General features: G+C 63.8%; 22 protein-coding genes. 17 read left to right on the top strand and 5 right to left on the bottom strand.

Annotated features, from left to right (window positions below; translation table 11 throughout):
- Window positions 1-222: 222 nt before the first annotated feature.
- The 6 genes from NCR34_RS18985 (at window position 223) to NCR34_RS19010 (ending at window position 5899) form a co-directional block, all read left to right on the top strand.
- Window positions 223-2274, top strand: a complete 2052-nt coding sequence (locus NCR34_RS18985; protein ID WP_250500940.1) for a sigma-54-dependent Fis family transcriptional regulator — start codon at window positions 223-225, stop codon at window positions 2272-2274.
- Entirely contained in the window at window positions 2271-2870 is a 600-nt protein-coding gene (locus NCR34_RS18990; protein WP_250500941.1) for a flavoprotein, read from the top strand. Before NCR34_RS18985 ends, NCR34_RS18990 begins: the two co-directional genes overlap by 4 nt.
- Window positions 2849-4249, top strand: coding sequence for a DUF6513 domain-containing protein (locus NCR34_RS18995; RefSeq protein ID WP_250500942.1), 1401 nt, complete (start codon window positions 2849-2851; stop codon window positions 4247-4249). Before NCR34_RS18990 ends, NCR34_RS18995 begins: the two co-directional genes overlap by 22 nt.
- Before the next feature lie 193 nt (window positions 4250-4442).
- Window positions 4443-4517 (top strand): pyrroloquinoline quinone precursor peptide PqqA, encoded by a 75-nt coding sequence (gene pqqA / locus NCR34_RS19000; RefSeq protein WP_008354335.1) that lies wholly within the window; start codon window positions 4443-4445, stop codon window positions 4515-4517.
- Between the two features lie 85 nt (window positions 4518-4602).
- Complete coding sequence (locus NCR34_RS19005; RefSeq protein ID WP_250500943.1) at window positions 4603-5172, top strand: DUF447 domain-containing protein; 570 nt, start codon at window positions 4603-4605, stop codon at window positions 5170-5172.
- A gap of 22 nt (window positions 5173-5194) precedes the next feature.
- Window positions 5195-5899, top strand: coding sequence for a (5-formylfuran-3-yl)methyl phosphate synthase (locus NCR34_RS19010; protein WP_250500944.1), 705 nt, complete (start codon window positions 5195-5197; stop codon window positions 5897-5899).
- On the opposite strand, the gene NCR34_RS19015 is transcribed toward NCR34_RS19010, so the two are convergent.
- Genes NCR34_RS19015 through NCR34_RS19025 form a run of 3 tightly spaced genes read right to left on the bottom strand, consistent with a single transcriptional unit; the run spans window position 5890 to window position 8628 of the window.
- Window positions 5890-6477, bottom strand: coding sequence for an amino acid kinase family protein (locus tag NCR34_RS19015; RefSeq protein ID WP_244849592.1), 588 nt, complete (start codon window positions 6475-6477; stop codon window positions 5890-5892). The two genes, NCR34_RS19010 and NCR34_RS19015, sit on opposite strands and share 10 nt — an antisense overlap.
- A 4-nt stretch (window positions 6478-6481) precedes the next feature.
- Window positions 6482-7600 carry a hydantoinase/oxoprolinase family protein gene (locus tag NCR34_RS19020; RefSeq protein WP_250500945.1) on the bottom strand — a complete coding sequence of 373 codons (1119 nt, stop codon included), beginning with the start codon at window positions 7598-7600 and terminating at the stop codon, window positions 6482-6484.
- Window positions 7597-8628: an ATP-grasp domain-containing protein gene (locus tag NCR34_RS19025; protein WP_250500946.1), complete on the bottom strand. Its 1032-nt coding sequence runs from the start codon at window positions 8626-8628 to the stop codon at window positions 7597-7599. The genes NCR34_RS19020 and NCR34_RS19025 overlap by 4 nt, the downstream gene beginning before the upstream one ends.
- 13 nt (window positions 8629-8641) lie before the next feature.
- On the opposite strand from NCR34_RS19025, the gene NCR34_RS19030 reads away from it, so the two are divergent.
- The 11 genes from NCR34_RS19030 to NCR34_RS19080 all read left to right on the top strand — a co-directional run bounded on the left by NCR34_RS19030 (window position 8642) and on the right by NCR34_RS19080 (window position 19445).
- Window positions 8642-9340 (top strand): HisA/HisF-related TIM barrel protein, encoded by a 699-nt coding sequence (locus tag NCR34_RS19030; protein WP_250500947.1) that lies wholly within the window; start codon window positions 8642-8644, stop codon window positions 9338-9340.
- Window positions 9341-10112: 772 nt separating this feature from the next.
- Complete coding sequence (locus NCR34_RS19035; protein ID WP_250500948.1) at window positions 10113-11375, top strand: molybdopterin-binding domain-containing protein; 1263 nt, start codon at window positions 10113-10115, stop codon at window positions 11373-11375.
- Window positions 11375-13084: a formylmethanofuran dehydrogenase subunit A gene (locus tag NCR34_RS19040; protein ID WP_250500949.1), complete on the top strand. Its 1710-nt coding sequence runs from the start codon at window positions 11375-11377 to the stop codon at window positions 13082-13084. Before NCR34_RS19035 ends, NCR34_RS19040 begins: the two co-directional genes overlap by 1 nt.
- Window positions 13081-14031, top strand: a complete 951-nt coding sequence (gene fhcD / locus NCR34_RS19045; RefSeq protein WP_250500950.1) for a formylmethanofuran--tetrahydromethanopterin N-formyltransferase — start codon at window positions 13081-13083, stop codon at window positions 14029-14031. Before NCR34_RS19040 ends, fhcD begins: the two co-directional genes overlap by 4 nt.
- Window positions 14028-14849: a formylmethanofuran dehydrogenase subunit C gene (locus NCR34_RS19050; protein ID WP_250500951.1), complete on the top strand. Its 822-nt coding sequence runs from the start codon at window positions 14028-14030 to the stop codon at window positions 14847-14849. The genes fhcD and NCR34_RS19050 overlap by 4 nt, the downstream gene beginning before the upstream one ends.
- 62 nt (window positions 14850-14911) lie before the next feature.
- Window positions 14912-15481 carry a cytochrome b gene (locus NCR34_RS19055; protein WP_250500952.1) on the top strand — a complete coding sequence of 190 codons (570 nt, stop codon included), beginning with the start codon at window positions 14912-14914 and terminating at the stop codon, window positions 15479-15481.
- Window positions 15482-15512: 31 nt separating this feature from the next.
- Window positions 15513-16433, top strand: a complete 921-nt coding sequence (gene pqqB / locus NCR34_RS19060; protein WP_250500953.1) for a pyrroloquinoline quinone biosynthesis protein PqqB — start codon at window positions 15513-15515, stop codon at window positions 16431-16433.
- Window positions 16434-16478: 45 nt separating this feature from the next.
- Complete coding sequence (pqqC, locus tag NCR34_RS19065) at window positions 16479-17213, top strand: pyrroloquinoline-quinone synthase PqqC (protein ID WP_250500984.1); 735 nt, start codon at window positions 16479-16481, stop codon at window positions 17211-17213.
- A 5-nt stretch (window positions 17214-17218) separates the two neighbouring features.
- On the top strand, window positions 17219-17518 hold the full coding sequence (gene pqqD / locus NCR34_RS19070) for a pyrroloquinoline quinone biosynthesis peptide chaperone PqqD (RefSeq protein ID WP_241270018.1): 300 nt from the start codon (window positions 17219-17221) through the stop codon (window positions 17516-17518).
- Window positions 17519-17554: 36 nt separating this feature from the next.
- On the top strand, window positions 17555-18742 hold the full coding sequence (gene pqqE / locus NCR34_RS19075) for a pyrroloquinoline quinone biosynthesis protein PqqE (protein WP_250500954.1): 1188 nt from the start codon (window positions 17555-17557) through the stop codon (window positions 18740-18742).
- A gap of 4 nt (window positions 18743-18746) precedes the next feature.
- On the top strand, window positions 18747-19445 hold the full coding sequence (locus tag NCR34_RS19080) for a response regulator (RefSeq protein ID WP_250474315.1): 699 nt from the start codon (window positions 18747-18749) through the stop codon (window positions 19443-19445).
- Here the strand turns inward: NCR34_RS19080 and NCR34_RS19085 are convergent.
- Window positions 19376-20416, bottom strand: coding sequence for an ATP-binding protein (locus NCR34_RS19085; RefSeq protein WP_250500955.1), 1041 nt, complete (start codon window positions 20414-20416; stop codon window positions 19376-19378). The genes NCR34_RS19080 and NCR34_RS19085 overlap by 70 nt on opposite strands.
- A gap of 13 nt (window positions 20417-20429) precedes the next feature.
- Window positions 20430-20921, bottom strand: coding sequence for a hypothetical protein (locus NCR34_RS19090; RefSeq protein ID WP_250500956.1), 492 nt, complete (start codon window positions 20919-20921; stop codon window positions 20430-20432).
- Window positions 20922-21002 lie beyond the last annotated feature (81 nt).

Here is a 21002-nt window from a genome sequence, read left to right on the forward strand (position 1 = left end):
ACCGGCGCGCCATCGGATGTAGAGTTTTTGGGAACCGGGCCGGATCGGGGCGGAAATCTTGACCGAAACGCACGCCCGGCCACGAGGCGCGCACGCGAACGGCTACAGCACGACGGCAACGAGACGGCCGCGGCGCCCGCGGAAACACAACAGATTCGGCGTCGGACGCAACGCGCGGCTCATGCGCGACCGCAACGAAAAACGCCACGGAGACACGGCCCCATGTCGTCGCTAGCTGACGTAGACACGCATGTCCGGGAAGTGCTGAACATCGTCAATAACCCGCTCGCCACGCGGCGCGCGAGCGATTCCGTCGCGCAATCGTGGATGCGTTGCCTCACCGAGTTCCACCTCGACCCGGCGCGCTTCGTGATGCCGCCCGTACTGACATCGCGCGAACTCACCGAGCGCCGCGAAGCCGCGAGCGACCTGATCGCGTGCTCGAAGCTGGAAATGACGACGCTGTATCAACAGCTCGCCGATCCCGAGCTCGCGGTCGTGCTCGTCGATGCGGACGGCGTGATCGTGCATCAGGTGTCCTCGGTGCCGTTCGGCGAGGCTGTCGCCGCCGACGGCCTGCGCGTGGGCGCGCTGTGGAGCGAGCGCGAAGCCGGCACCAACGGCATGGGCACGTGCCTCATCGAGCGCGATTGCATTGCCGTGTGCCAGCACGAGCACTTCTATCCGCGCTATACGTCGCTCACCTGCTCCGCCGCGCCGATCTTCGATGAACGCGGCACGATTGCCGGCGTGCTCGATGTCACGAGCCGCTCGAAGCTCTTGCAGCAGCATTCACTCGTGCTCGTCGGCATGTCGCGGCAGATGATCGAAAATCGTCTGATCGATGCGCGCTACCGGCACGCGAACATGATCCACTTTCATAGCCGGCCGGAATTCGTCGGCACGCTGCACGCGGGCAAGCTCGCGGTCAGCGACGACGGCGTGGTGCTGGCCGCGAGCCGCAGCGCGCTCTTTCAGCTCGATCTGCGCACGCCCGCCGAACTGTGCGGCAAGCGCATCGAAGAGGCGTTCAACGCGTCGCTCGAAGACATGATCGCGCGCAGCATTCGCGGCTCGTTTCATCCGGTCACGGTGTATAGCGCGAAGGCGAACAGCCGCTTCTTTCTCACCGCGCAGACGCCGCGCGAAGCGGCGGGCGGCGCGACGCGCATTCTGATGAACGACTCCGCGCTGACGACACGCGCGAAGCCCGCGCGCAAGGAGTGGCGCGAAAACGCCGGCTCGGGCGCAGGCCGTCTCGACAAGCTCTCGCATCTGGAATTCGGCGATCCGCGCATGGCCTCGCAGATTCAGCTTGCCGCGCGCGTGATTCAACGCAAGATACCGATCATCCTGCGTGGGCAAACGGGCACCGGCAAAGAAGTCTTCGCCAATGCGCTGCACAGCATCAGCCCGAACGGCGCGGGCGCGTTCGTCGCGGTGAATTGCGCGTCGCTGCCGGAGAACCTCATCGAAAGCGAGTTGTTCGGTTATCGCGCGGGCGCTTTCACCGGCGCGCAGCGTGAAGGACGGCGCGGCAAGATCGTGCAGGCAAATGGCGGCACGCTGTTCCTCGATGAGATCGGCGACATGCCGCTCACGCTGCAGGCGCGGCTGCTGCGCGTGCTCGAAGAACACGAAGTCACGCCGCTCGGCGCGGAAACGACCGTGAAGGTGGACTTCCAGCTCATTAGCGCGAGTCACCGCAATCTCGCGGAACTCGTGCAGACAGGCCTCTTTCGCGAAGACCTGTATTACCGGCTCAACGGCATCGAGATCAACTTGCCGCCGCTGCGCGAACGCGCCGATGCGCTCGCGCTCATCGGCCATATCCTCGAAACCGAATCCACCGATCCGCCCGCGTTGAGCGCCGAGGCACGACAGGCTTTACTGAGTTATTCGTGGCCCGGAAACATACGTCAATTGCGGCACGTCCTGCAGATGGCGATCGCGCTCTGCGACGGTCCCGAGATTCGCTGCGCGCATCTGCCGCCCGAGATCGTGAACGGCGCGCGTGCCGTGAGCGCGACAACTGCGCCCACGGCAACCGCCACGGCGCCACTGCCGCATCTCACCGACGACGCCGACACGTCCGCGCTCAACGCGATACAAGTCAGGGAACGCGAGACCGTGCTGCTGCTGCTCGACGAACATCGCTGGAACGTGAGCAACGTCGCGAAGGTGCTCGGCATCAGCCGGAACACGTTGTATCGCAAGATGCATCGGCTGCACATCAGGCTGTCGCACGATTCGGCCACGCCGGATCACGCATGACGCAGCCCGCGCCCGCTCGCCGGCTCGACGAGTTCAAGCCCGACGCGCGCTTCGCGTGGTGCGTGACCGGTTCGGGGCACATGATCGAGGAATCGCTCGAACTCGCCTTGCGCCTGCCGCGCTGCGATCTCTTCCTGTCACGCGCGGGCGAAGAAGTGTTGCCGCTTTATGGCTGGCCTATCCGTAAGCTGCGCGAGCACTTCAAGGTCTTTCGCGACAACAGCGCGAGCAGCGTGCCCGTGGGCATGCTCTATCACGGCGAATATCACACCGTCGTGATTGCGCCGGCAACGAGCAACACGGTGGCAAAGTGCGCGCTCGGCATCTCCGATACGTTGCCCACCAATCTCTTTGCGCAGGCCGGCAAGCAATGCGTGCCGGGTATCGTTTTCGCATGCGATACCGCGCCGAGCGTCATCACGCAAACGCCCCACGAATGGGTCGAAGTGAGGCCGCGCGCCATCGAGTTCGATAACGTCGAACGTCTGGCGCGCATCGAACATACGACTGTCGCGCGCACGCTCGACGACCTGAAGGCCGCGCTCGAACAACGGCTTTCGGACCTGAATCTCGCATGGAACACATTGTCTTCCTGACGGGCAGGCTCGCCGAACAGAGCCTTCGTCGCGTGCTCGAAGGCATTGCGCCGACGAGCGCCGCATCGCCCTTTACATGGGAAGTTCGCGAGATCGGTCTGCAAGTGGCGGGACTCATGACCGCCGACATGATTCGCCGGCGCGTCGCGACGCCGCTCGGCGAAGGCACGAGCCGCATGATCGTGCCGGGCCGATGCCGCGGCGACCTCGATGCGCTGACCGCGCACTACGGCGTGAAGGTCGAGCGCGGCCCGGAGGAAGTGAAGGACTTGCCGCAGTTCTTCGGACGCGAAGCGAGGCATGTCGATTTATCGCGCTACGAGACGGAGATCTTCGCCGAGATCGTCGACGCGCCGCGACTCGACCTCGCAGGCATCGCCGCCCGCGCGCGCGACTACGCCAAACAGGGCGCGGATGTGATCGACATCGGCTGCCTGCCCGAGACGCCGTTCCCGCATCTCGAAGACGCAGTGGCGATGCTCAAGGAACAGGGTTATCGCGTGAGCGTCGATTCGATGCTCGCCGACGAACTGGTGCGCGGCGCACGCGCAGGCGCCGATTACCTGATGAGCCTGAACGTCGATACGCTGTGGATCGCGGATGAAACGGCATCGACGCCCGTTCTCGTGCCGCGCGAGCCGCACGACATGGCATCGCTCGAAGCGGCCATCGACGCGATGAAAGCACGCAATCGCCCGTTCCTCGCCGACCCTATTCTCGATCCGATTCCATTCGGGCTAGCAGCATCCATCGCGCGTTATGTGAGCCTGCGCGAGCGTCATCCGGACGTTGCGATCATGATGGGCATCGGCAACGTGACCGAGTTGACGGAAGCGGACACGAGCGGCATCAACGCGGTGCTGCTCGGCATGGCGGCGGAACTGGGCATCGCGGCCGTGCTCACGACATCCGTGAGCCTGCATGCGCGCCGTGCCGTGCGCGAAGCCGATGTCGCAAGACGCGTGATGCACGCCGCGCGCGAAACGCAGACGCTGCCCAAGGGCATGTCGGGCGACCTGTCCGCGCTGCATGCGAAGCGTCCCTTCCCTTACAACGCCGAGGAGATTAACGAACTCGCGCAATCCGTACGTGATCCTAACTTTCGCGTTCAGGTTTCGGCCGAAGGGATTCATGTCTATAACCGTGATGGGCATCGCATCGCCACCGACCCATTCGCGCTCTACCCCGACCTCAAGCTGGAAGCCGACGGCGGCCACGCGTTCTACATGGGCGTGCAACTGGCGCGGGCCGAAATCGCATGGCAACTCGGCAAGCGTTTCGATCAGGACCAGGCTCTCGATTGGGGATGCGAGGTGGATCGTCCCGAGGAAGATCTGACGGCATGGCACGCGCCCGGCACGACGATGAAAAAGCGCTGATCGACGCGCGTTCATCGGATGGAGCATCACGCAGACGGGACACTTTGCTGCGTTTCCGTCACACTGCAGCGCGCACGAACGATTGGATCTTTTTGGCATGCCGCTTGCGTGCGTTCGCACGCGCGCGCCGCTCGAATTGGAAGGGCGTCGTTGGCATCGACCGATTCACTCGTTCAACCAAGGAGAAATTGCCATGCAATGGACTACGCCGAGCTTCACCGATATGCGCTTCGGGTTCGAAATCACGATGTATATCGCCACGCGCTGAGTGCGACGTCCCACTTGCACGAAGCCGCGTGCGTGAACGCGCCTTCGTGCGAGCCCCATGCCTATGCACGCGTGCGCGGACAGCCATGATCTACGAGACGATCGTCACCACGGCGGATCGCGATGGCCTTCCGCATGTCGCGCCGATGGGCGTGCGCTTCGAGAAAGACTCAGCCATCCTCGCGCCGTTTCGCCCGTCGACGACGCTCGATAACGTCATCGCGACGCGAAGCGCCGTCATCAACTTCACGACGGACGTGCGCGTGTTCGCGGGCTGCGTCACGGGCTTTCAGCGCGACTGGCCGACGCTTCGCGCGACAGCGGTGCCGAGCGTGCGGCTCGCGCAGACGCTCGCGCATGCGGAACTGCAACTGATTGAAATGAACGATGACGACACGCGCCCCTCGCTGCGCATGGCGTGCGTGCATCGCGAGACGCACGCGCCGTTTCCCGGCTTCAATCGCGCGCAGGCTGCCGTTGTAGAGGGCGCGATTCTGGTTAGCCGTCTCTTCATGTTGCCGCAAGAGAAGGTAGATAGCGAGATCGACTATCTGCGTATCGCCATCGACAAGACAGCGGGCGATGCCGAAAGCACCGCGTGGAACTGGCTATTGCAGGCCATCGAACAGCATCGCGCGAAGACGCCTCATCCCTGATTCAACGCTCCGGAGTTCGACCATGACCGCATTGCTGGCAAGCGTCCGCTCGGTGGATGAAGCGCTCGATGCCGCACAAGCCGGCGCGGACGTCATCGATCTGAAGGAACCGCGCGCGGGCGCGCTGGGCGGCGTCGCGACGGACGAGATAAAGCGCATCGTGCGCGCATTGCGGGCGCGGTACGCGGTGCGGCCCATCAGCGCGACCATCGGAGACTTGCCGAACGACGCGCTCGATGAAATGACGAGCCGCGTGCTGGACGTCGCGAGCACCGGCGTCGATTACGTGAAGGTCGGCGTCGCGCCGGGTCCACGCGCCGCGGCGTGCTTGCGTCATCTGGCGTCCTTGCCGGCGACGGTCGTGCCGGTGCTGCTTGCGGACGACGGCATCGAGCGTTCCGTCGTTACACTCGCCGCGCAACTCGGCTTCGTCGCGCTTGTATTCGACACCGCGAACAAAGACGGCCGCACGCTGTTCGATTGCGTCGATACGGCGACGCTCGCCCCATGCCTTTCGCAAGCGCGGTCACGCGGCATGATGACCGCCCTCGCAGGATCGCTAGGCTGGCGCGATCTCGAACGGATACGCGCGCTTGCACCGGATATCGCGGGCCTCAGAGGCGCGCTATGCGACGAGCGCGATGGACGCACGGGGCGGCTCGATGCATCGCGCGTGCGTCAGTGGTCGCGCGCACTGCATGACGAACGCGTGAGCGCTCATGCGTGAAAGGCGAGCAGCCGCTCGCGCATGACCGACGCATCGCCCTTGCTGAACACTTCAACCAGATAGTTCGCGTCTCTCACATAGGCGGGAAAGCGTCTGTCGATAACGCCGCTTGCGGCGAGCGCTTCGAGCGGCGCATGCGCTTCGATCGCGCACGACTTCACGATCATCAGGCGCTCGGCATTGAGCGTGGTCGAAAGCCACGCGGCGAGACTGTCGGATGTCGTGTCCCAGTTGGTCATCGAGTCGGGCGTGGTGCGCATCAGATCGGTCGGCACCCATACCGCGACCTGTCCATCGCGCAGCGCACGCCGGATGCGTTCTTCATTCGAGGCGAGCACGAGCTCGGGCAGTACGCCTTGCATGAGAATCGCGTATTGGGTCATCGCGAGCAGACACATGTTGTGCGCGGCGAGGTCGTCGAAGCGCCATTCGCGCTGATACTGCCGCACCGCATCTGCGAAATCGCCGCCGCCAGGCACGATCACGACACGCCCGCCGCCCAGTTCCCAGAGCCGCGTGAGCCACTCGCGCAGCACGGGATCATGGCTCAGGCTTCCGCCGATTTTGATCACCCACATGCCGTTATCCTCGTTCGAGATTGACCGCCTCGTTCGCGCCGCCCGCATTCATATCCGTTACCGGCGACGAAGCCAGCAGCGCGACCGCCACGCTCGGCGCGCACGTCGAAGCCCATTCGTATTGCCCGGCATCGTCCGACGCGACTCCCGCGAGCCGCGCGAAATCCACATAGCTGCGCGCCTCCTGCTGCGCGAGCGCCGCGGCCAGGAAGCGCCCGCATCCTGCGCCGACGATAGGCGCCCTTGCCAACGACTCGTGTTGCGCGCTCACGCGAGCCAGATTCGCTTCGAACACGCGCAACTGTTCGCGCCGCCATGCAAGCGCGAATCGCCGCCATTCATCGGGGCTTGCATCGCACGCGTCACGTCCGATCATTCGTGCGATACGGGCACGGCTCGCGGCTTCCGTCTTCGGGCCGTTGTCCGCGCTCGGATGCTGGTCGTGCTCGGCCCACAACTCGCCGGTCAGGCGATACACGTCCGCTGTCGTCGCGAACCATTCGTTCATCACGCCCGTGGTTTCGCCCCTGAATGCGATGCGATGCGCGACACCGCACAAAGGCGTTCGAACGACGCCCTGATACACGAGCTCGCCGCTCACGAGACGCTGTGCATCGTTCATGCCGCGTGCGGCGACATGGCCCGCGACGATCGGAATGATGTCCGTGGTCGTGCTGCCGATATCGACGAGCAAGGCATGAGGCACGCGCGTCGCGACGTATTCCGCGGTGGCGAGCCAGTTCGCCGATGCGATCTTGCGCCAGCCCTCGCGGCACGCGGAACGCGCGAGCCAGTTCGCCTTGCCGCCGTAGAAGAGCGTGCGCGGCCCGAGCCGTTGCGCGAGCATGCGGGTCAGCGTGCGCACGCCATCTGCGCGGTCCGCAAAGAGATCGACCATTTCGCCGGTCATGGTGACCGCGTGGCGCGCGGTGGCGTCGGCGGCTTGCGGCCAGCGTTCGAAGACGCTATCGACCGTTCGCTCCAGATGCGCGATGCCTTGCCATAACGGACACGCCCATTGCGCGACATCGACCGGCGCGCCCGCCGTGGCCATGCACACCTTCACATGCGCGCCGCCCACATCCCAGCCGAAGACCGGCGCGCCGCCCGCACGCGTCGTCATGACGACGCTCCGCATGCGCGCAAAGATGGCTCACGTTGTTCGAAGCGCGGTACACCGTGCGCCGCAAGCAAGTCGGCCGCGATGTTGCGCGTCTTGCTGAGTTCCGCATAGGCCATCGTCAGGCGCGGATTGATTTCGATAACCACCGGTCCGCGTTGCGGGTGCCATACGAGGTCGATGCCCGCGAACCCGCGCAAGCCGGGAAGCGCATGAGCCACGCGCTGCGCAAGTCTTTCGAGCACGCGCCCTCGCTCGCCGTTGCGCGCAACGGTATTCACATCGACGCCGTCGAACTGTACGACGCATTCGCGGCGCTTCGACTGCGCCGCCTCGGAAAGCGCGATACGTTGATGGTTGATGGACAAGAGCCGCGCGCCCGCGTCATCGCAAAGAAGCGAAAGACTGAGCGGTTCGCCATCGACCCATTCTTGCAGAACAGGATTGCGCCCGGCTGCAGCGCGCGCTTCGTGTTCTTCGCGGGCCGCGTCGAGTTGATCGTAGACATACGTATCGAGGCCGCCCGCGCCGTCATCGGGCTTCACGACCCAGCGGCGTCCCTCTGCGGCGACGGCCTGCTCGGGGTCGAGCGCGGGCGTCACGGGGATGTCATACGCGGCGAGGCATGCGGCTGTCGCGCTCTTGCTCGACGCCGTGCGTATGGCTTCTTTCGCGCAGCCGAGCCAGCGCTCGGCGCCGACGGCATCGTGCAACTGCAACAACAGGCCGTCGCATTCGGGCGCGATGACCATGGCATAGTCGTGCTCGCGCGCGATGCGTGAGACGAAGCGCGTGATCGGCTCGCCGGGCTGCGGGCGCGCATGCGCGTGATCCTTGCTCATCTGCTCGAAGCGCGACGTGGCGACGGTGACATCGACGCCTTCGAGCGCGCGCAAGTCGGCAGCGATGGCGTCGCGCATGACGCGTCCTTCGACGATGAGCGCGCTGAGGTCCGCGAGCGTGCTTGCACTCGCGACATCCGGATCGATGCCGCCGCCGGTGAGATACTCGAACACGAATATTCTGGTCAAGGGGAAGCCATCCATGCAGGTGATACCCGTTCTCGACTTGCTCGACGGCCACGCGGTGCGCGCGGTGCGCGGCGAGCGTTTGCGCTACCGGCCGATTCAGTCTTCGTTGTGCGGGACGAGCGAACCTCTGGAGGTCGCCCGTGCGTTGCTGGCCGCGACCGGCGCTCGCACGCTATACGTGGCCGATCTCGGCGCGATTCTCGGGCGCGGCGCGCATATCGACACGCTGGCGGCGCTTCGGGAGGCGCTCGGCGGTGGCGTCGCTATCTGGCTCGATGCGGGCTTTCGCGATTTCGCGTCGATGCGCGTGTTGTTCGAGCGCATCGTGAACGTGAAGCCATGCGCTGCGGCTGCGACGCTCGTGCCCGTGTTCGGCACGGAGACCTTGCTCGACGCAGACGCGATTGCCGAAGCGAGCGCCGCCGGCTATGAACCGATTCTCTCGCTCGACTTTCGCGGCGGGCGCGCGCTGGGTGCGCTCAGCGGCGATAGCGCGTGGTGGCCTTCGCGCGTCATTGTGATGACGCTGGATCATGTCGGTGCCAAGGCCGGGCCGGACTTCGATACGTTCCATGCAGTGCGGGCTTTGGCCGGTGAGCGCTCTTTGATCGGCGCGGGAGGGGTGCGGGATCGCGACGACCTCAGGCAGGTCGGGTTGCGCGGCGCGCACGGGTGGCTCGTTGCTTCTGCGATTCATGATCGGACGGTTTAGTTTGGCGTTCGCTTCTCCAGGACTCAATATTTGTGCCAATGGCATTGGTTCGGTGTTGTGGTCTTTGAGCTGCCGCTCGGGCGTGACAGTGTGTTTCATATGTCTTGCTTCCGCGCCAGTTTCTTCATGGAACTTGCTTTCGTGTCGGTCTATTTGCGTTGCCCCTCCCCGGGGCGGGGGTCACTTTCTTTGCTGCTGCAAAGAAAGTAACCAAAGAAAGCAGCTTTTCTTGGGCCCGCAGCAACAACAGGGTGGTCACTCCGCAGAAAGTCATTGGCACTCAGCTGGTTGGCAGCCTTGAATCACCTTCCACGCCCGCTGAGCGCCACGTCCTCCGAGCCCCTTGGCTCGATAACACCACACCCCGGTCAGCGCTTCACGCTTCAAATCGCGTGTCGTGCCGCGCATGAGTCCGTTGAGGCGCGGACCTGCCAGCACTGAGTTCAACGTATGAGAAGCGCCCATACCGTTGCAAGCGTTCGGTGTTATCGAGCCAAGGGGCTCGGAGGACGTGGCGCTCAGCGGGCGTGGAAGGTGATTCAGGGTAGATTCAAGCTGAGGGCCAATGACTCTCTGCGAAGTGACCACCTTCTCAGTGCTGCGGGCTAGAAAAGCTGCTTTCTTTGGTTACTTTCTTTGCAGCAGCAAAGAAAGTAACCCCCGCCCCGGGGAGGGGCAACACTAATAGACCGACACGAACACAAGTTCCACGAAGAAAAACAAGCGCGAGCAAAAAGACCCTCGGCATAGACCTTGCAAACACCCGCGCACCATGCCGAAACCAGCGCCAGCAAAACCCCTGTGGACGTGTCCATTCTGCCCGCTCTTATGCGACGACATCGCGCTGGACGTCGCGGCGGACGCGCGGCTGAGCGCAACGAACACGACCTGTCCGCGGCTAACGAACTCACTCGCGAGCATCAACGCCGGACCAGCAAGCGCACAACCAAAAATCGACGGAACCCAAACCGACATACCCACAGCAATCTCGCGCGCCGCAGACATACTGACGAAAGCCCGCCGCCCGCTCTTCAGCGGCCTCGCCACCGACGTCGCCGGCGCACGCGCGCTCTACGAACTCGCGGCCCACAGCGGCGCCATCCTCGATCACATGCACGGCGATTCGCTCGCCGCGGCCACGCTCGCGCTGCAAGACCGAGGCGCGCTCTTCACCACGCTATCGGAAGTGCGTTCGCGCGCCGATCTCATCGTCGTGTTCGCGTGCGAACCCTCGCGCCGTTATCCGCGCTTCTATGAGCGGCTGCAAACCGCGCAGCGTGAAAAGAAGATCGTCTTCGTCGGATGCGACGTCGATACGGCCGTCCCGCATGGCGAGACATTGCTGCGCAATCTCGATACCTTCGATACGCTCGCCCTCTGGTCCGCGCTCGTCGAAGACCGCAAGCCGCATGCGTTCGCAGACGCGGAAACCGCCCGCGATTTGCAGGCCTTGACTGACCGCATCCACACGGCGCACTACACCGCGTTCGTCTATGAACCCGCCGTATTGCCACTGCCGAATGCGGCGCTCGCGATAGAAGCGCTACACCGAATCGTGAAGACGCTCAATCGCACCACGCGCGCGGGCGTCCTTGCATTGACCGGGGACGACGGCGCGCTATCGGTCAATCAGACAGTCACGTGGCTCTCCGGCTTTCCGCTCAGAACGCGTGCCACCATGGGAATGCCGCTCGATCACGATCCATATCGCTATCGGACGCACACGCTGTTGCATACGCGCGAAGCCGACGCGCTGTTATGGGTATCGAGCTTCGGTCCCGAGCCGATGCCCGATGCACTCGCCGACGATGTTCCCGCGATCATCCTCGCGCATCCCGCCACCGCGCTCGTTGAACGCAGCGCGCCCACCGTGTTCATTCCCGTTGCGACACCCGGCGTCGATAGCAGCGGACACCTGTTTCGCATGGATACATCGGTGGTCGCGCCGCTCGTGCCTGCGCGCGATATGGCATTGCCCACCGTGGCCGCCATCGCGAGTGAACTCGCGCAATCGATACGGACTAGGAGGACATAGTGAGCACGGCGCGACTGAGAGGCGGCACCGTCTATGATCCGACGAACGGGATCAACGGCGAACAGCGCGACATCACGATCCGCGACGGCCGTATCGTGGATGGTCTGAACAGTCACGACATTCCGCCTGAACGTGACTTCGATGCGAGCGGCATGGTGGTCATGGCGGGCGGGATCGATCTGCACTCGCATATCGGCGGCGGCAAGACCAATCTCTCGCGACTGCTGCTGCCGGAAGATCATCGCGCCGATCCGCGCGCCGTGCCAAACCGGCCCGACGAGGGCCGCTATATGCGTCTGCCTTCCTGCGGCACATGCGCGCCGGGAACGCTCGCCACCGGATATCGTTACGCGGAAATGGGCTATACGGCTGCATTCGAGCCCGCGATGATCGCCTCGAACGCGCGTCACACTCACCTCGAAATGGGCGATACACCGATCATCGATCACGGCGCCTATGTGATGATGGGCAACGACGAGCTATTCCTGCAGATGCTGGCGGCACGCGAAGACTACCAACGCATGCGCGATTACGTGGGCTGGACCATCAACGCGAGCAAGGCGCTCGGCGTCAAGGTAGTGAACCCCGGCGGCATATCCGCTTTCAAGTTCAATCAGCGTTCGCTGGATCTCGACGAAGCACACGTGCATTACGGCATCACGCCGCGTGACGTGCTGAAGACACTCACTCGCGCGCTCACCGACTTGCGCGTGCCGCATCCGTTGCATGTGCACGCGAGTAATCTGGGCGTGCCCGGCAACGTCGATTCGACCATCGCGACGATGGATGCGGCAGAAGGCCTGCCTGTGCATCTCACGCATATCCAGTTCCACAGTTACGGCACGGAAGGGCCGCGCAAGTTTTCATCCGGCGCGCGCGCCATTGCGGAAGCGGTCAACGCGCGTCCCAACGTGACCATCGATGTCGGACAGATCATCTTCGGTCAGACCGTCACCGCTTCCGGCGACACGATGATGCAGTTCCGCAATGCGCCGCTCGCTCGACCGCGTAAATGGATACTCGGCGATATCGAATGCGATGGCGGCTGTGGCGTGCTGCCCTTCCGGTATCGCGAGCAGAGCTTCGTGAACGCGCTGCAATGGATCATCGGGCTGGAGATCTTCCTGCTCGTCGACGATCCGTGGCGCGTATCAATGACGACCGATCATCCGAACGGCGGTCCCTTCACGAGTTACCCGCATCTCATTCGGCTTCTGATGGACAAGTCCTTTCGCGACGAGCAACTCGATAAGCTGCACGCCGATGCGAAGACCGCGACCGCGCTCGGTGGACTCACTCGCGAGTTCTCGCTGTACGACATCGCCATCATCACGCGCGCCGGACCCGCGCGGTTGCTCGGGCTCAAGGATCGCGGGCATCTCGGAGTCGGCGCGGCAGCGGACATTGCCGTTTATCGCGAGGATGCGGACCGCGAGCGCATGTTCACGTCACCCGCCTATGTCTTTAAGGATGGCGAATTAGTCGCACGCGATGGCACCCTTCTGAACGTACCGACAGGCGGCATCCACTATGTGCAGCCGGACTATGACCGTTCCATCGAAGCACGCGTGCGCGCTTTCACCGACGCCAACCTCGCGGCGCGCTTCGAGAACGCGGCTATCGGCGACGACGAAATCTGCGCATGCTGCAACGGCGGCAGGCTGTTGCCGGTTGCGTGCCTCGCCACGCGCGGGAACGCACAACCATGACCGCCAAGCGCATCAACGACACGGAGATCGACGACACCTTCGCCGAAGCGTTCCCGATGAAGGCGACGCGCCTCGTCATTACCGCGCATACGCCGACCTGGGCGCGTCACGCCGCCAATTCGCTGACGGGCTTTGCGACATCCGTGATCGATTGCGGATGCGAAGCGGGCATCGAACGCGATCTCGCAGCCGATGAAACGCCCGATGGCAGGCCGGGCATATCGGTGCTGATCTTCGCTGTGTCGTCGAAAGAACTGGCGAAGCAGGTCGCGCGGCGCGTCGGGCAATGCGTGCTCACGTGCCCGACCACCGCAGTCTATGGCGGCATCGATCCGGCAACGAGCCGCGCGCCGCTCTCCGATAACGCACCGCTCGGCGCGGGACTGCGCTTCTTCGGCGACGGCTTTCAGATATCGAAAGTGCTCGGCGCGACGCGCTATTGGCGCGTGCCCGTGATGGACGGCGAATTCGTCTGCGAGGAATCCACGGCTACCGTGAAGGCCGTGGGCGGCGGCAATCTGCTGTTCCTCGCGCGCGATCTCGACAGCGCATTGCACGCCGCCGAAGCCGCCGTTGCCGCCATGCACGCGCTGCCGAACATCATCACGCCATTTCCCGGCGGCGCGGTGCGCTCCGGCTCCAAGATCGGCTCGAAATACGCGGGCGCGACGGCCTCCACGAACGATGCCTTCTGCCCCACGCTCGTCGGCTTGTCGAAGAAGAGCGAACTCACGCCCGAGGTCGCATGCGTGCTCGAAATCGTGATCGACGGTCTGACCGATGCGGATGTGCGCGCCGCGATGACTGCCGGCATCGCGGCCGCCACTGCCATCGGGCGAGCGGGCGGCATGCTGCGCATATCGGCGGGCAATTACGGCGGCAAGCTCGGGCCGTATCACTTCAAGCTGCATGAACTCGCAGCCGGCATCGACGGGAGTCGTGCATGAGCGCCATCACGCTGCGTGTAAAAAGTGCGCCCGGCTTTCGCGTCGATGCGTCGAACTTACTTCCTTGCGCACTCGGTGGCCTGGAAGATAGCGAAGTCGCGCGATTCATATTGCAAGGGCACGGCGAGCAGTGCGCGATAGCCGATCTGTTCGACATCAGCAGAACGCAAAGCGAAGCGCCAACGCTCCGTATCGAAGGCGATGTTGCATGGCTCGACCGCATCGGGGCGTCGCTCAATGCCGGTTCGCTGTTTGTCCACGGCGAAGCGGGCGACTACGCGGGCATCGGCATGAGCGGCGGCGAGCTGCATATCGACGGCAATGCGGGCCGCTTTACCGCATGCGAAATGCAAGGCGGCCGCATGACGGTGCGCGGACATGTCGGCGATTTCGCAGCGGGCGCGCTGCCCGGCGACATGGAGGGCATGCGCGGCGGCGTTTTGATCGTCCACGGCGATGCAGGCGCGCGTCTTGCAGACCGCATGCGGCGCGGCACCGTGCTGATCGGCGGCAATGCGGGCGATTTCGCGGCATCGCGGCTCGTAGCGGGGACGCTTTGCATCGCGGGCGAAACGGGCGCGCACCTCGGTTATGGCATGCGACGCGGCACGGTCGTACTATTGAAGGCACCGCGACGCATCGAACCGACTTTCGTCGAAGGCGGCCGTGGCTTCGACGTCTTCTGGCGGCTGCTGACCCGCATGATCGCGCGCGAGATGCCGCTCTTTGCGACGCTCGCCGACAGCATGATGCCGACGCGCTATGCGGGCGATCTCGCCGTGGACGGACGGGGGGAATTGCTGATCGCCAATTCGTGAACAGACGAGAACAATGGACTTCTATCCCGCGGATGATTGCCCTTTGACGAAGGAGGCGCGCCATGACCGCTGCACGAATTCCTGCTGCGGCGCACGGCAAGACGGTCGCGGCGAACGATCGCTTCGCGCGTCCGCTCGTCGCGCTGCACTGGATCATCGCGGCCGCCATTATCGCGATGTTGTGCATCGGCTTCTACATGGTCGGCCTGCCGCGCGGGCTGCCGTTCAAGTCGACGCTCATCAACTTCCACAAGTCGCTCGGCATGACGGTTTTCCTGCTGGTGCTGATCCGCATCCTGGTACGCCTGGCCTATGGCCGCCCGCCTCTGCCGCCGATGGGAGCGTGGCAACGCGCCGCCGCGAGCACCACGCAGGGTCTTTTATACGTTGGCATGATCGCGATGCCGCTGACCGGTTACCTCGGCTCGTCGTTCAACAAGTACGGCACGCGCTTCTGGGGCGTGCCGTTGCCGCAATGGGGATGGGACGACAAGGGCATGCGGGAACTGTTCTTCGGCATTCACGTTTATCTGGCGTGGATCATGGCCGCGCTGATCGCGCTGCATTTCCTGGGCGCGATGAAACATCAACTGATCGACAAGGACGGACTGTTAAGGAGAATGTGGCCATGAGCGCCGTGATGCAGGTCAGCGAGGCTGGCTTATGAAGATTCGTGTGCTGGGCTCGTCGGCAGGCGGCGGCTTCCCGCAATGGAACTGCAACTGCCGCAATTGCGACGGCGTGCGTCGCGGCACGATAGCGGCGCGGGCGCGCACGCAGTCTTCCATTGCCATCAGCGATAACGGCGAAGACTGGCTGCTCGTCAATGCCTCGCCGGACATACTCGCGCAGATCGCCGCGAATCCCGAGTTGCAGCCCGCGCGTCGCGTGCGCGATACGGGCATCGCAGCGGTGATCGTCATGGATGCGCAGATCGATCATGTCACCGGTCTTCTGATGCTGCGCGAACGCGGCACGCCGTTGCCGCTCTATGCGACCGACGCCGTGTGGCAAGACCTCTCGACGGGCTTTCCGGTCACGTCGATCCTCTCGCATTACTGCGCCGTCGAACATCGACGCATTGCGCTCGACGGGGCCGCGTTGAGCGTGCCGGAACTGCCGCGCGTGCAGATCGAAGCACTACCGCTTTCGAGCAAGGCGCCGCCTTACTCGCCGCACCGCGAAGCACCCGAAGTGGGCGACAACATCGGACTCGTGTTCACGAACAGCGCAACGGGCAAGCGGGCGTTCTATGCGCCGGGGCTCGGCGCGATCGAACCGCACGTGCTCGACGCGATGCGCGGGGCCGACCTCTTGCTGATCGACGGCACGGTATGGACCGACGACGAAATGATTCGTCTGGGCCTGACGAAGAAGACCGGCGCCGACATGGGTCACCTCGCTCAGAGCGGCACAGGCGGCATGATCGAGGTGCTCGATTCGATCGAGCGCGCGGGAATGCGCAAAGTGCTAATCCATATCAACAACACGAACCCGATTCTCATCGAAGATGGTCCCGAACGCCGCATGCTGTCGGAGCATGGCATCGAAGTGGCGCACGACGGCATGAGCTTCGAGCTATGAAGAATCCCTGGAGAACGATGAATGTCTGACCACCCGTTCACGCCGATGCTCAATCCCACGACCGGCCCGCACTTCACCGCAGTGAAGACCGCGGAGCCAGCGTGGACACGCGATCAGTTCGAGGAACAACTGCGCGCGAAAGGCGCGGCGTACCACATCTATCATCCGTTCAATGTGAAGATGAATAGCGGTGGCTGTTCGCCCGAGCAGATTCGCGGCTGGGTCGCTAACCGCTTCTACTATCAGATCAACATTCCGCTGAAGGACGCGGCCGTGATGTCCAACTGCCCGGACCGCGAGACGCGCCGCCGCTGGGTGCTGCGCATTCTCGATCACGACGGCTATGAAGATCAGCCAGGCGGCATCGAAGCGTGGGCGCGCCTGGGCGATGCAGTGGGTCTCTCGCGCGACGATCTGTGGTCGCTTCGGCTCGTCACGCCCGGCGTGCGCTTTGCCGTCGACGCCTACGTGAATTTCGCGCGACGCGCGCCGTGGCAGGAATCGGTGTGCTCGTCGCTGACGGAGATGTTCGCGCCGCAGATTCACAAGGATCGCCTGGCGACATGGCCCGAGCATTACAAGTGGATCGAAGCCGATGGTCTCGCTTATTTTCGCTCGCGTGTGTCGCTTGCCCAGCGCGATGTCGAACATGGTCTCGAAGTGACGCTCGCTTACTTCACGACACGCGAGCAACAACAACGCGCGCTCGACATTCTGCAATTCAAGCTGGATATTCTCTGGACCATGCTGGATTCCATCGAAAAGGCCTTTCCGTCATGAGCGATATGAACCCGACGCAGCGTGTCCAGGAAGCCGTCGAAGCACCGGATGACTCACTGCATCCGAAGCTCAAGCGTCTCTTTCGCCTGCAATGGGAGCCCGCGCAGGATGCGCACGTCCTGCTTTATCCCGAAGGCATGGTGAAGCTCAATCAAAGCGCCGCGCAGATTCTTTTGCGCTGTGACGGCACGCGCGACATTCCCGCGCTCGTCGCGGATCTGGAACAGGCGTTCAACGCCAGCGGCCTCGGCGACGACGTGCGGGCGTTCATCGCCGGCGCACGATCGCGCGGCTGGCTGGAGTAATGAGGCACACGCAGAGGCACACCCAGAGGCACGAGCATGACCGATCTTTCCGAACCCATTGCGAAGTCCGAGCACGAAGGCGCGGTCATACCGCCGCCGCTCTGGCTGCTCGCCGAACTGACGTACCGCTGTCCGCTGCATTGCGTGTTCTGCTACAACCCTGTGAACTACGCGGAACACACGCAAGAGTTGAATACCGAGCAATGGCTCGACACGTTGCGGCAGGCGCGCGCGCTCGGCGCGGCGCAACTCGGCTTTTCCGGCGGCGAGCCGCTGCTTCGCGACGATCTGGAAACGCTCGTCGCAGAAGCACGCAAACTCGGCTTTTATACGAATCTCATTACGTCCGGCATCGGTCTCACGGACAAGCGTCTGACTGCGCTGAAGGACGCGGGACTCGATCATATTCAACTCTCGTTTCAGGACTCGACGCAGGAGCTGAACGACTTTCTCTCGAGCACGAAAACCTTCGACCTCAAGAAGCGCGTCGCCAATCTCATCAAGGCGCACGGCTTCCCGATGGTGCTCAATTGCGTGTTGCACCGCTATAACCTGCCGCATATCGGCCGCATCATCGACATGGCGCTCGCGATGGACGCCGAGTATCTCGAACTCGCGAACACGCAGTACTACGGCTGGGCGCACGCGAACCGCGCGCAACTCATGCCGACCGCGGAGCAGTTGAAGGAAGCCGAAGCCGTGGTCGAGCGTTACCGGCGCGAAATAGGCGACAAGTGCAAGATATTCTTCGTCGTGCCGGATTACTACGAGCGTCGGCCAAAGCGTTGCATGAACGGATGGGGCTCCGTGTTTCTCGGCATCGCGCCGGATGGCGCCGCGTTGCCGTGTCATACGGCGCGCTCGTTGCCGGGCCTCACCTTCCCCAATGTGACGCAGACGCCGCTCAAAGACATCTGGTATGAGAGCGATGCCTTCAACCGCTTTCGCGGCTTCGGCTGGATGAAGGAGCCGTGCCGCAGTTGCGACGAGAAAGCCATCGACCTCGGCGGCTGCCGCTGTCAGGCGTATCTGCTCACGCAAGATCCGGCGAACGCGGACCCGGTATGCGACAAGTCCCCGCATCATGAACGCGTCATCGAAGTGGTGCGCGCGGCATCGGTCAGGCAGGAACCAGCGGAACAGCCCATCGTCTTTCGCAACGATGCGAACTCGCGGCGCATGGCGGCCGCATCGAGCGTAAATAGTTCGGACAACGGAGGATAACAACGTGACCGCCGACATCTCCGTGCTGTTGGTGGACGATCACGCAGTCGTGCGTGAGGGCTACAAGCGTCTGCTCGAACTGAGCCCCGACGTGAGCGTCGCGGGTGAAGCAGCGGACGCGGCGCAGGCTTACCAGAAGTTCTGCGCGTTGCAGCCGGACGTCGTCGTGATGGACCTCGCATTGCCGGGCGCAAGCGGCATAGAGGCGATGCGGCGCATGCTCGCGCGCGAGCCGCAGGCGCGCGTGCTCATTTTCAGCGTGCACGAAGAAGCGATTTTCGTACGCCGCGCACTCGATGCCGGCGCGCGCGGCTATGTGACGAAAGCCAGCGCGCCGGACGTGCTCGTTGAAGCCGTCCGCTCGGTGGCGCGCCGCATCGGCTATCTGAGTCCCGACATATCGCAGGCGCTCGCATTGCGCGAAACGATTCGTGAAGGCCCGCCGGGAAGGCAGTTATCGGCCCGTGAGTTCGAAGTCTTGCGTCTGCTCGTGCAGGGTTATACGTTACCGAGCATCGCGGAGAAACTGGGTCTGAGCCAGAAGACCGTGGCGAACCACCAGTCGGTCATACGCCAGAAGTTCGGCGCGGACAATGGCGTGCAGCTTGCGCAGATCGCGAGCCGCCTCGGCCTTCATTTCTCCGATTTCACCGGCGCAGCCGATGCGCCGTTCGGCTCGCTCGGCAACGGCAGTCCCGCTTGAGCGGGCACGCGGGCGCAGAAGAGGAAACCTTCGCCCGGGCTGCTTGCCAGATGGAACTCGCCGCCGAGCGCCTCGACACGCTCGCGCATGCCGACCAGTCCCAGGCCCTTGCGAGGAATCGTGAGATCGATGCCGGGACCGTCATCGGCCATCGTGACGACGATTTCATCCGCGCCTGAGTTCGCGTCTTGCGGCGTGCGCACGAGATAGATCTCGACACGCGAATCGCGCGCGAACTTCGAGATATTCGTGAGGCCTTCCTGCACCAATCGATACAAGGTGATATTGAGCGCATCGCTCAAATGATCGAAGTCGCCTTCCACCGTCAGCGAAAAGACCGCCTGCGGCAAGCGTTCGCGCCAGCCTTCGATGCAATGTTCGAGCGCGGTCGGCAAGCCGAATTCATCGAGCCCGATGGGTCGTAGCTTGCGTATCATTCCGCCGATCTCGCGATACACATGCGTCGCGCTTTGCATCAACGCGAGAGAGAGCCGATGAATCTCCGCTTCACGTCCCGCAGATAGGTCGCGTATGCGCGCTGCATCGAGCGACATGGCGTTCAGGTATTGACCGAGTTCATCATGCAATTCGCGCGCAAGATGACGACGCTCGCTCTCCTGCGCGGACATGGCTTGATTGGCGAGGCGGCGATTCTGCGCGAGCAGTTGCTCTGCTTCCTCTTCCAACGTCCGACGCCGCCGCGCTTCGCGTTGTGCTTCCCGATAGCGGCGCCACGCGAACCACGCCAGGCCGAGCGCCAGCACGACAAGCGTCGCGGGCATTTCGTCGAGCTGGAAGCGCTCCGCGCTGCGCGTCCAGCGATACGTGAACTCGCTGAAGTCGAACGTCGCGAACAGGGCGCCCGCGGCGAAGGTCACGGCGAGCACGCAGGCGAGATCGCGCGCGACCGTCGAGCGCGGCGTGCGAGTGGAAGGCGCTTTCGCAGGCGAGGAGAAGGACTCGGATGGCATCACGCGAAACATTCTACGCACGCCTGCGGGGAGCGGCGCAGTAGGCATCGCACGTTTGAGCGCTTCTTTCGATGAACGGGAGAATCTCCCGAATCAGCGCGGCTTGAAAGGATAGACCTTGGCCGGTCGCCGCTGCCGCAGTTCCGCCAAGTAGTTCTCCACGAAGCGGCCGAGCGCATGCGCTTTCAATTGTTCGAGCATGCGCATGGCGTCGCTCGGCGATTCCGGGTCCCATGACCAGCGCGCCCATGCCGAGCGCGCCGAGATGCACGACCAATGCGCAGGATGAGAGCGAGCCGGCATCGAAGAGGCGCACTGCATCGGCGGCTTCGTCGTCGATCTCGACGCCCTCTTCTTCGCACACGTCGAAGCGCAATTCGCCGTGCTTGCCTATGGAAGCGGGCAGCCAGCGGCAATTGCCTGTGCCGCCCTGAGACGCGATGAGCACGCGCTTGCGCGTGGGTGTATCGCTGATGGTGTCAAACGCCTCGGCTAATGTATGCATGATTGTCCTCGCCGGCGAGCTTGACTGATACTAGCAGCCGCCCGCCGCGAGGCGCGACGTGTAATGCGCAATGATGCGCGG

Origin of the sequence: Caballeronia sp. GAWG1-5s-s, from assembly GCF_023631445.1 — a bacterium.
Classification (GTDB): Bacteria; Pseudomonadota; Gammaproteobacteria; order Burkholderiales; family Burkholderiaceae; genus Caballeronia.

Coding starts and splice junctions, on each gene's coding strand:
- NCR34_RS18985 (WP_250500940.1), top strand. CDS start 223: ATGTCGTCGCTAGCTGACGTAGACACGCATGTCCGGGAAGTGCTGAAC.
- NCR34_RS18990 (WP_250500941.1), top strand. CDS start 2,271: ATGACGCAGCCCGCGCCCGCTCGCCGGCTCGACGAGTTCAAGCCCGAC.
- NCR34_RS18995 (WP_250500942.1), top strand. CDS start 2,849: ATGGAACACATTGTCTTCCTGACGGGCAGGCTCGCCGAACAGAGCCTT.
- NCR34_RS19005 (WP_250500943.1), top strand. CDS start 4,603: ATGATCTACGAGACGATCGTCACCACGGCGGATCGCGATGGCCTTCCG.
- NCR34_RS19010 (WP_250500944.1), top strand. CDS start 5,195: ATGACCGCATTGCTGGCAAGCGTCCGCTCGGTGGATGAAGCGCTCGAT.
- NCR34_RS19015 (WP_244849592.1), bottom strand. CDS start 6,477: ATGTGGGTGATCAAAATCGGCGGAAGCCTGAGCCATGATCCCGTGCTG.
- NCR34_RS19020 (WP_250500945.1), bottom strand. CDS start 7,600: ATGACGACGCGTGCGGGCGGCGCGCCGGTCTTCGGCTGGGATGTGGGC.
- NCR34_RS19030 (WP_250500947.1), top strand. CDS start 8,642: ATGCAGGTGATACCCGTTCTCGACTTGCTCGACGGCCACGCGGTGCGC.
- NCR34_RS19035 (WP_250500948.1), top strand. CDS start 10,113: ATGCCGAAACCAGCGCCAGCAAAACCCCTGTGGACGTGTCCATTCTGC.
- fhcD (WP_250500950.1), top strand. CDS start 13,081: ATGACCGCCAAGCGCATCAACGACACGGAGATCGACGACACCTTCGCC.
- NCR34_RS19050 (WP_250500951.1), top strand. CDS start 14,028: ATGAGCGCCATCACGCTGCGTGTAAAAAGTGCGCCCGGCTTTCGCGTC.
- NCR34_RS19055 (WP_250500952.1), top strand. CDS start 14,912: ATGACCGCTGCACGAATTCCTGCTGCGGCGCACGGCAAGACGGTCGCG.
- pqqB (WP_250500953.1), top strand. CDS start 15,513: ATGAAGATTCGTGTGCTGGGCTCGTCGGCAGGCGGCGGCTTCCCGCAA.
- pqqC (WP_250500984.1), top strand. CDS start 16,479: ATGCTCAATCCCACGACCGGCCCGCACTTCACCGCAGTGAAGACCGCG.
- pqqD (WP_241270018.1), top strand. CDS start 17,219: ATGAACCCGACGCAGCGTGTCCAGGAAGCCGTCGAAGCACCGGATGAC.
- pqqE (WP_250500954.1), top strand. CDS start 17,555: ATGACCGATCTTTCCGAACCCATTGCGAAGTCCGAGCACGAAGGCGCG.
- NCR34_RS19085 (WP_250500955.1), bottom strand. CDS start 20,416: ATGCCATCCGAGTCCTTCTCCTCGCCTGCGAAAGCGCCTTCCACTCGC.
- NCR34_RS19090 (WP_250500956.1), bottom strand. CDS start 20,921: ATGCATACATTAGCCGAGGCGTTTGACACCATCAGCGATACACCCACG.